Origin of the sequence: Nocardia sp. NPDC004604, from assembly GCF_040609795.1 — a bacterium.
GTDB lineage: Bacteria > Actinomycetota > Actinomycetes > Mycobacteriales > Mycobacteriaceae > Nocardia.
On sequence record NZ_JBEXLC010000060.1, the window covers coordinates 42,177 to 51,438 of the forward strand.

Genomic DNA, 9,262 nt, shown 5'->3' on the forward strand with positions numbered 1-9,262 from the left:
GTGGGCGATGTCGGTCGGGGGCGCGTTCCCGGCTTCGGACAAGGCTTGGTGTTCGGCACGATTCATGCGAGCAAGACCCCCGCCTGGGCCGCGCATGCCGCACTGATGGAGGCCAATAGCCCTGCGCGGTAACCAGATTGGGTGCGGGCGAGATCGCCCGCGGACTGCTGCGATTTGGTGAGGCGCGTGCGCAGCTCGTCGATGCTCGCCGGCTGGGTGGGCGTTGTTTCGGTACCGGACGCCGCAGGGGCGGCGGCGGATGGGGCGGGTTGGCGGGTACGGTGCGCCGGGGTGGTCCCATCGCCGTAAACGCCGATGACGCGGTTGACTTCGGCGCGCAGCGCGTCGGCGTGTTCGGTGCGTTCGCTGGCGATCGCGGTCAGCGCGGCGTGCCGCTGTGGCGTCACGGCGATTGCCGCGGTCGCGGCCGCGGCGTCGGCGCGGGCCAGAACCTCTTGTGCGGCAAGTGGATCGGGTTCGTACACCTTCTTGTCCGTACACCCGGCCACCGCGCCGACGGCTAGCGCGCCCATCGCACCGCCGCCTGCCAGCCGCAGCGCGGTCCGGCGGTCGACGATGTTCGGGCGACCGGCGCCAGCGTCGCTGTGCTGGACTCGGTCCCGGTCTTCGGGGATGCCGGAAGTGCACCCGGCGCGCGGCGGGGCGGGGAGGCGGATGGGCACGGCACCATCGTGCCAGATTCGCGAGGCACCACCGACCAAGCGGCCATCGCACCGCTGGCCGCGCATCTACCGCGCGGTCGGCCGCACGCCTACCGTCCGGTCGGCACGGCACCCGCCGCGCCGTGTCGCAGGCGTGTGGCCAGGAAACTTGCTCGAGGCCGCTGGTCCATTACACTCTCGGAGCGCGTTACGCTAGATCTTCGGTAGAGAAATTTTTCCGCCAGCGACTGCCCACAGTTCGCTGGACAGATCAGCCGTCTGACAACTGAACCAGGAGCCGCCCCATATGCCCATGCCGACCGAGGAAAGGGTGAGCCAGCTTGTTGCTGGACTCGTCGAGCGCCGAGGATTCGACCTCGAGGGTGTCGAGATCTCGACGACGGGCACACATGTGGATGCGCCGGTTCGGGTACAGGTGATCGTGGACAGCGACGCGGCCTCCGATCTCGACTCGATCGCGAAACTGAGCGCCGAGCTGTCCGAGGTCCTCGACGATGCGGGCGATTTCGGCGAAACCCCCTACCTGCTCGAGGTGACCAGCCCGGGCATCGACCGTCCGCTCACCGTCGACCGGCACTGGCGCCGCGCGCAGGGCCGCAAGGTGCGGATCAAACTCCACGCTGGCGCGCCGTCACCGGATCCCAAGTCATCGGACAAGTTCGAGGCCAGGGTCGGCATTCTCACCGACGACACAGTGGCGTTGGTGCTCGGCGGCAAGAACAAGCCGCACCGGGTGCACGTTCCGGTGGCCGATATCGCCGAGGCCGTCGTCCAGGTGGAGTTCAACCCACCCGGCGCGCGGGAACTGGAACTCGCGGGCGGAGTCGCGCCCGGCCGTCCGCGGCCGGGACAAGAGGAAGCGGTGGACCTCGCCGCCGATGGAACAACCGATGCACCAACCGAATCATTAGACGCGTCCGATGCGCCGACCGAAGGGATCGTGGAATGAACATCGAAATCGAAGCCCTGCGCGCGATTGTCGCCGATAAAGGGATCTCGATCGAGACCGTGATCTCCGCGATCGAGTCGGCACTGCTCACGGCCTACCGCCACACCGAGGGCCACCAGCCCAACGCGCGCATCGATATCAATCAGAAGACCGGCGTGGTCCGGGTGATGGCCCGCGAACTCGACGTCGACGGCAATGTGATCTCCGAATGGGACGACACCCCAGAGGGTTTCGGTCGAATCGCGGCGACCACCGCGCGCCAGGTGGTGCTGCAGCGGCTGCGTGATGCCGAGAACGAGAAGTCCTTCGGCGAGTTCTCCACTCACGAGGGCGACATCGTCGGCGGTGTCGTGCAGCGCGATGCCCGCGCCAATGCCCGCGGCACCGTGGTGGTGCGCATAGGCAGCGAACTGCACGGCACCGAGGGGCTGATCCCGCCCGCCGAGCAGGTGCCGGGGGAGAGCTACGAGCACGGCGACCGGATCAAGTGCTACGTCGTCGGCGTATCCCGTGGTCCGCGCGGTCCGCAGATCACCCTCTCGCGCACCCATCCGAATCTGGTGCGCCGCCTGTTCGCACTCGAGGTGCCCGAGATCGCCGATGGCTCGGTGGAGATCGTCGCCGTCGCCCGCGAGGCCGGGCACCGCTCCAAGATCGCCGTGCGCACCACCGTGCCCGGTGTCAACGCCAAGGGTGCCTGTATCGGCCCGATGGGGCAGCGCGTGCGCAATGTGATGAGCGAACTGGCCGGAGAGAAGATCGACATCATCGATTACGCCGATGATTCGGCGACCTTCGTCGGCAATGCGCTTTCGCCCTCGAAAGTGGTCTCGGTCACCATCGTCGATCCGGAGGCGCGTGCGGCTCGGGTGGTCGTGCCCGACTTCCAGCTCTCGCTCGCCATCGGCAAGGAAGGGCAGAACGCCAGGTTGGCGGCTCGCCTGACCGGCTGGCGGATCGATATCCGCAGCGATGCCGCACCGGATGCGGGCAGCGGCAGCGTGCGGACGGAGGCGCATCGCAGTTGACCGATTCCCGCCAATCGGGCCCATCGGATGACATGTTCGTAACTTCGAAAGGGACGGGGTTCGGTGTTCCGAGCGGGACAGCGGTAGAGTGGTGTCAGGTTCAGCACGAGCCTTCGGTTCCTTTGTTCGAACGCACCACCGAGCAAGTCCCGGCGCACCGACGTCGAGCAGCTCCGGTGCGGACGTGTATCGGATGCCGAAAGCACGAGCTGGCCGTCGATCTGTTGCGGATCGTGGCGCAGGACTGTGAGACCGGTGACGGTTCCGAGGTTGTTGCGATAGTTCCCGATCCGCAGCGCAGACTTCCCGGACGGGGTGCCTGGCTGCACCCCGTTTCGGTTTGTTTGCGCACCGCAGAACGACGCCGAGCATTCGGCAGAGCACTACGAGTGTCCGGAAATCTGGATATCTCAGCCCTGGAGAAGTACCTCGAGAACAGGCACGAGCACTCATGAGCACACCGTGAAGCACCAACGATGAACGTCCATCGGAGATAACCCGAGGTCGTGCGGGCCCGCCATCCCTAGGCGGAGGCACTGCTCGACCTCTCAGTGAGGAGAGCAGTGGCAGGCAAGGCCCGCGTGCACGAGTTGGCCAAAGAACTCGGTGTCACGAGCAAAGAACTACTCGCAAGGCTCAAGGAGCAGGGCGAGTTCGTGAAGTCGGCGTCCTCGACGGTGGAAGCACCCGTCGCACGTCGGCTGCGCGAGTCGGTGGCAGGCAAGTCCGCCCCGGCGAACGGCGCTGCGAAGTCCGGGGCGCGCTCCGGTTCCGCACCGTCGAGCACTCCGGCCGCGAAGCCCGCCGCAGGCGGTCCGCGTCCCGGTCCACGTACCCCCGCGCCCGCGCAGGCGGCGACCCCGGCGGCTCCGGCCGCCCGTGAGACAGCGGCTCCGGCTGCCCGTCCGTCCGATGCGGTCCGTCCCGGCCCGGCCGTGCGTCCCGGTCCGGCGGCCAAGCCCGCCCCGCGGGACACCACCCCGGTCCAGGAGACCCCGGCGGCCCCGGCCGCCAAGGCCGCTCCGGCGCCGAGCGCTCCGGCTCAGGGCGGACCCCGCCCGACGCCGGGTGGCGCGCGTCCCGGTCAGCAGCGTCCGGGTGCACCCGCGCAGGGTGGTCCGCGTCCTGGTGGTCCGGCCGCGGCCGGACCGAAGCCGGGGCCGAAGGCCCCGCGCGTCGGCAACAATCCCTTCTCCTCCGCGCCCGATCGTGAGCGTCCCGCGCCGCGGCCGGCCCCCGGTCAGGGTGGACCCCGTCCCGGTCCCGGCCAGGGCCCGCGTCCCGGTCCCGGCCAGGGGCCGCGTCCCGGTCCGGCCCAGGGTGGTCCCGGTCCCCGTCCGGGTGGCGCCCAGGGCGAGCGGCGTCCGGGTCCCGGCCAAGGTGGTCCGCGTCCCGGTGGTCCGCGGCCGAGCCCCGGCTCGATGCCGCCGCGCCCGAATCCCGGTGCCATGCCCGCACGTTCGGCCCGTCCGGGTCCGGGCGGCGGCGCAGGTGCGGGCCGTCCGGGTCGTCCCGGTGGCGGTCCGGGTGGTGGCGGCGGTCGTCCCGGTGGTGGCGGCGGCGGTGGCGGTGGCTACCGCGGTGGCCAGGGCGGCGGCGGCACGGGTGCCCCCGGTGCCGGTGCGGGTGCTCCGGCGGCCGGTGGTTTCCGTGGTCGTCCCGGTGGCGGTGGCGGCGGTCGTCCGGGTGGTCCCGGTGGCCGTGGCGGTGCGGCCGGTGCGTTCGGCCGTCCCGGTGGCGCGCCTCGTCGTGGCCGCAAGTCGAAGCGGGCGAAGCGCGCCGAGTACGAAAGCATGCAAGCGCCCGCCGTCGGCGGCGTTCGGCTGCCACGCGGCAACGGCGAGATCATCCGTCTCGCCCGTGGCGCGTCGCTCTCGGATTTCGCGGAGAAGATCGATGCGAACCCGGCTGCCTTGGTGCAGGCCCTGTTCAACCTCGGTGAGATGGTCACCGCGACCCAGTCGGTGAACGACGAGACCCTCGAGCTGCTCGGCAGCGAGATGAACTACGTCGTGCACGTGGTCAGCCCCGAGGACGAGGACCGCGAGCTGCTGGAATCGTTCGATCTGACCTACGGTGAGGACGAGGGCGGCGAGGAAGACCTCGAACAGCGTCCGCCGGTGGTGACCGTCATGGGTCACGTCGACCACGGTAAGACCCGACTGCTCGACACGATCCGCAAGGCCAACGTCCGTGAGGGCGAGGCCGGTGGCATCACCCAGCACATCGGCGCCTACCAGGTGCTCACCCACCTCGGCGACAGCGACCGGCTCATCACCTTCATCGACACCCCGGGTCACGAGGCGTTCACCGCCATGCGTGCCCGTGGTGCGAAGGCCACCGATATCGCGATCCTGGTGGTCGCCGCCGACGACGGCGTCATGCCGCAGACGGTGGAGGCGATCAACCACGCGCAGGCGGCCGATGTGCCGATCGTGGTGGCGGTCAACAAGATCGACAAGGAAGGCGCGAACCCGGACAAGATCCGGCAGCAGCTGACCGAATACAACCTGGTTGCCGAGGAATACGGTGGCGACACCATGTTCGTCGACATCTCCGCCAAGCAGGGCACCAATATCGAGCAGCTGCTCGAGGCGGTGCTGCTGACCGCGGACGCGGCGCTGGATCTGCGGGCCAACCCGGATATGGACGCCCAGGGTGTCGCCATCGAGGCGCACCTCGACCGCGGCCGTGGTCCGGTGGCGACCGTGCTCATCCAGCGCGGCACGCTGCGCGTCGGCGACTCGATTGTGGCGGGCGACGCTTACGGTCGCGTCCGCCGCATGGTCGACGAGCACGGCGACGATGTCGCCGCAGCGCTGCCGTCGCGGCCGGTTCAGGTCATCGGCTTCACGTCGGTGCCCGGCGCCGGTGACAACCTGCTCGTCGTCGACGAGGACCGGATCGCTCGCCAGATCGCCGACCGTCGCAATGCGCGCAAGCGCAACGCACTGGCCGCGCGCAGCCGCAAGCGGATCAGCCTGGAAGATCTGGATGCCGCGCTGAAGGAGACTTCGGAGCTCAACCTGATCCTCAAGGGCGACAACTCCGGTACCGTCGAGGCCCTCGAAGAGGCGCTGCTCGGTATCCAGATCGACGACGAGGTGCGCCTGCGGGTCATCGACCGCGGTGTCGGTGGCGTCACCGAGACCAACGTCAACCTGGCGTCGGCGTCGAACGCGATCATCATCGGGTTCAATGTCCGGGCCGAGGGCAAGGCGACCGAGCTGGCCAACCGCGAAGGCGTGGACATTCGGTACTACTCGGTGATCTACCAGGCCATCGACGAGATCGAGAAGGCCCTCAAGGGCATGCTCAAGCCGATCTACGAAGAGGTCGAGCTGGGCCGGGCGGAGATCCGCGCGATCTTCCGTTCGTCGAAGGTCGGCAATATCGCTGGCTGCATGGTCACCTCGGGTTCGGTCAAGCGCAATGCCAAGGCGCGCTTGCTCCGTGACAACGTGGTGGTCGCCGAGACGGTCACGATCTCCACCTTGAGGCGGGAAAAGGACGACGTCACCGAGGTCCGCGAGGGCTTCGAATGCGGTATGACGTTGACCTACAACGACATCAAGGAAGGCGATGTGATCGAGGCCTACGAGCTGCGCGAGAAGCCGCGCGACTGATCGTGTGCCGGTGGTCCGGCACGGTATCGCTGCCGTGCCGGACCACCGAGACGATCATTTCGTAGGTACCGACACGGGAGGCTTTGGGTGTACCTGGGTGCACTGGAGTTCGACATCCTGCTCGGAGATGTGCACTCGCTGAAGCAGAAGCGTTCGGTGATCCGGCCCGTGCTGGCCGAATTGCAGCGCTTCGGTGTGAGTGCCGCTGAGGGTGGGGAACAAGACCGCCATCGTCGCTCATTGCTGGGGGTTGCCATGGTCAGTTCCGGTATGGACCATCTGACCGAGGTGCTCGACAAATGTGAACGACACGTCGCGGCACGTCCGGAGTTAGAGTTGCTGGCAGTGCGCCGCAGGATCTTCGGACCCGAGGACTGACGAGTTAGTAGTGAGGAGGGTTCAGCCATGGTGGATCAAGCCAGGGCACGCCGACTCGCCAAGCGGATTTCCGCGATCGTGGCGACCGCGATCGAATACGAGGTGAAGGATCCGCGTCTGAATTTCGTGACCGTGACCGATGCGAAGGTCACCGGCGATCTGCGCGAGGCGACGGTGTACTACACGGTAATGGGCGAAACCCTCGACGTGGAACCGGATTACGCGGCCGCGGCCGCTGGCCTGGAGAAGGCGAAGGGTGTGCTGCGCTCCAAGGTGGGTGCTGGCACCGGTGTGAAATTCACCCCGACATTGGCGTTCGTGCTCGACAAGGTGCCCGACGCCGCGCGGGATATGGAGGAGCTGCTGGCCAGGGCGCGGGCCGCCGATGACGCGGTCGCGAAGGTGGCGGCCACCGCCACCCACGCCGGTGCTGCCGACCCGTACAAGGTCGAACGCGAATCCGACGAGTGACGTGCGGTAGGCGATGACGACGATGCCTGCCGACCCGGGTACCAGGGGGGTCGATCTCGATGCGGCGGTCCAGCTCGGACCGGCCGTTGCCGCACTGAACGCGGCCCGTTCGGTCACCATCCTGTGTCATGTGCAGCCCGATGCCGACACCATCGGCAGCGGGCTGGCCTTGGCATTGGTGCTGCACCGTCGGGGCATTCCGGTCTGGGTGTCGTTCGCCGAACCCGCCGAGCTGCCCGCCACGATGCGGACATTGCCCGGTGTGCGGCACCTGGTGCCGCCCGGCGACGTACCGGCGGAGGTGGATCTGCTCGTCACCGTGGACTGCGGTAGTGCCGGTCGGCTCGGCGCGCTCGCCGATCGATTGGCCGGAGCCCGAACGACTTTGGTGCTCGATCATCACCGCTCCAATACCCGGTTCGGGACGATCAATGTGATCGACGCGGGCGCGGAGTCGACGACGAGTCTGATCGCCCGGCTGCTCGATGCCTGGCAGGTGCCGATCGATTCCGAAGTGGCACATTGCCTTTACGCCGGACTGGTCACCGATACCGGATCGTTCCGCTGGGTCCGGCCCGGCACCCATCAGCTGGCCGAACGGTTGCTGGCCACCGGCATCGACGGCGCCGAAATCACCCGGTCACTGATGGATACGCATCCGTTCGGCTGGTTGCCGATGCTGTCGCGGGTGCTCGATACGGCGCGGTTGGAGCCGCAGGCGGGTGGCGGTACCGGGTTGGTGTATGCCTTTGTACGCCGCGAGGATGTCGATGGGGTGCGCTCGGAAGAGGTGGAGAGTGTGGTCGATATCGTCCGCACCACTGCCGAAGCCGGGGTCGCCGCGGTGTTCAAACAATCTCGCACCGTCGCGGATCGGTGGACCGTCTCGCTGCGTTCGCGCGATAGTGCGCCCGGTGCGCAGGACGGCGTCGATGTCGCTACGGTCGCAACGTCTTTGGGCGGTGGTGGGCATCGGTTCGCCGCCGGCTACACCACGACCGGCACATCGGAGTCGGTAGTCGCGGCTCTACTGGCCGAACTCGGGTGAGCACGGCGGCCGTCGACTGTCCGGTCGAGCAGGGGCACGACACATCGGTGCTGTGCGGGCGCACGGTCGCCGAGTTCTCGCTTCGGAATGGATGGCGATCTTGGGATCTGGCGGAGTCGGAACGGTGCATTGATGGGTGAGACACGAGCCGATTCCTCGCCCGGAGCAGCGGGGGATGGCCTCGATTCGGTGGCGGATCGGATACCGGAGTCCGCGGCTGCCCCGGAGATCACTGGGGATGTGCCGGATTCGATTGGTGGGGTGGACCCTCGACGGATAATCGGGCTTGCGCTGCCGACTTTGGGCGTGCTGGTGGCCGAACCCATCTATCTGCTGTTCGACCTGGCGGTGGTGGGGCGGCTCGGGGCATTGGCCTTGGCTGGTCTCGCGGTTGGCGGATTGATTCTGGCGCAGGTCAGTTCGCAGCTGACGTTTCTGTCGTATGGGACCACGGCGCGGGCGGCACGGCGGCATGGGGCCGGTGATGAGCGCGGTGCGATAGGGGAGGGGGTACAGGCGACTTGGGTCGCCGTCTTCGCCGGGACGCTGATTCTTGTTGTGGGACAGGCGGTTGCGGTTCCACTGACGAATGTGATCGCGGGTGGTGGGGATATCGCCGGGGCAGCGCTGGTCTGGGTGCGGATCGCGTTGTTCGGTGTGCCGTTGATTTTGATCGCGATGGCGGGCAATGGCTGGCTGCGCGGGGTGCAGGAGACGCGCAGGCCGCTGCTGTTCGTTATTGCCGGACTGCTGGTTTCGGGGATGCTGTGCCCGATGCTGGTGCACGGATTGCTGGGTGCACCGCGATTGGAGTTGGCGGGTTCGGCGGTCGCGAACGTCACCGGCCAGGCCGTGACAGCCGGGTTGTTCCTGAGTGCGCTGGTGCGCGAACGTGTTTCGCTGGCGCCGCACTGGTCGGTGATGCGGGCCCAACTCGTGCTCGGTCGTGACCTGATCGCCCGCAGCCTCGCCTTCCAGGCGAGCTTCGTCTCCGCGGCGGCGGTCGCCGCCCGATTCGGTGCGGCATCGGTGGCCGCGCATCAACTGGTCCTGCAGCTCTGGAATTTCCTTGCCCTGAC

General features: G+C 68.0%; 9 protein-coding genes. 8 read left to right on the plus strand and 1 reads right to left on the minus strand.

Annotated elements, in window-relative coordinates; translation table 11 throughout:
* Nucleotides 1–62: 62 nt before the first annotated feature.
* Entirely contained in the window at nucleotides 63–683 is a 621-nt protein-coding gene (locus tag ABZW16_RS22105; protein ID WP_354957832.1) for a hypothetical protein, read from the minus strand.
* A gap of 286 nt (nucleotides 684–969) precedes the next feature.
* On the opposite strand from ABZW16_RS22105, the gene rimP reads away from it, so the two are divergent.
* From rimP to ABZW16_RS22145, 8 genes are all read left to right on the plus strand, one after another.
* Complete coding sequence (gene rimP, locus ABZW16_RS22110) at nucleotides 970–1,632, plus strand: ribosome maturation factor RimP (protein WP_354957833.1); 663 nt, start codon at nucleotides 970–972, stop codon at nucleotides 1,630–1,632.
* Nucleotides 1,629–2,660: a transcription termination factor NusA gene (nusA, locus tag ABZW16_RS22115; RefSeq protein ID WP_354957835.1), complete on the plus strand. Its 1,032-nt coding sequence runs from the start codon at nucleotides 1,629–1,631 to the stop codon at nucleotides 2,658–2,660. Before rimP ends, nusA begins: the two co-directional genes overlap by 4 nt.
* Before the next feature lie 176 nt (nucleotides 2,661–2,836).
* Nucleotides 2,837–3,115 (plus strand): YlxR family protein, encoded by a 279-nt coding sequence (locus tag ABZW16_RS22120; RefSeq protein ID WP_354957836.1) that lies wholly within the window; start codon nucleotides 2,837–2,839, stop codon nucleotides 3,113–3,115.
* Nucleotides 3,116–3,223: 108 nt separating this feature from the next.
* Nucleotides 3,224–6,286 carry a translation initiation factor IF-2 gene (gene infB / locus ABZW16_RS22125; protein WP_354957837.1) on the plus strand — a complete coding sequence of 1,021 codons (3,063 nt, stop codon included), beginning with the start codon at nucleotides 3,224–3,226 and terminating at the stop codon, nucleotides 6,284–6,286.
* Nucleotides 6,287–6,373: 87 nt separating this feature from the next.
* The gene (locus ABZW16_RS22130) at nucleotides 6,374–6,664 is read left to right on the plus strand and encodes a DUF503 domain-containing protein (RefSeq protein WP_040693064.1); all 291 of its coding nucleotides are present in this window, start codon (nucleotides 6,374–6,376) and stop codon (nucleotides 6,662–6,664) included.
* 27 nt (nucleotides 6,665–6,691) lie between these two features.
* Nucleotides 6,692–7,135 (plus strand): 30S ribosome-binding factor RbfA, encoded by a 444-nt coding sequence (rbfA, locus tag ABZW16_RS22135; protein ID WP_354957838.1) that lies wholly within the window; start codon nucleotides 6,692–6,694, stop codon nucleotides 7,133–7,135.
* Nucleotides 7,136–7,157: 22 nt separating this feature from the next.
* Nucleotides 7,158–8,183: a bifunctional oligoribonuclease/PAP phosphatase NrnA gene (locus ABZW16_RS22140; protein WP_354957847.1), complete on the plus strand. Its 1,026-nt coding sequence runs from the start codon at nucleotides 7,158–7,160 to the stop codon at nucleotides 8,181–8,183.
* Between the two features lie 132 nt (nucleotides 8,184–8,315).
* Nucleotides 8,316–9,262: MATE family efflux transporter (locus tag ABZW16_RS22145; protein ID WP_354957839.1), on the plus strand; the 947-nt coding region annotated here is incomplete at its 3' end.

Coding starts and splice junctions, on each gene's coding strand:
- rimP (WP_354957833.1), top strand. CDS start 970: ATGCCCATGCCGACCGAGGAAAGGGTGAGCCAGCTTGTTGCTGGACTC.
- nusA (WP_354957835.1), top strand. CDS start 1,629: ATGAACATCGAAATCGAAGCCCTGCGCGCGATTGTCGCCGATAAAGGG.
- rbfA (WP_354957838.1), top strand. CDS start 6,692: ATGGTGGATCAAGCCAGGGCACGCCGACTCGCCAAGCGGATTTCCGCG.
- ABZW16_RS22140 (WP_354957847.1), top strand. CDS start 7,158: ATGCCTGCCGACCCGGGTACCAGGGGGGTCGATCTCGATGCGGCGGTC.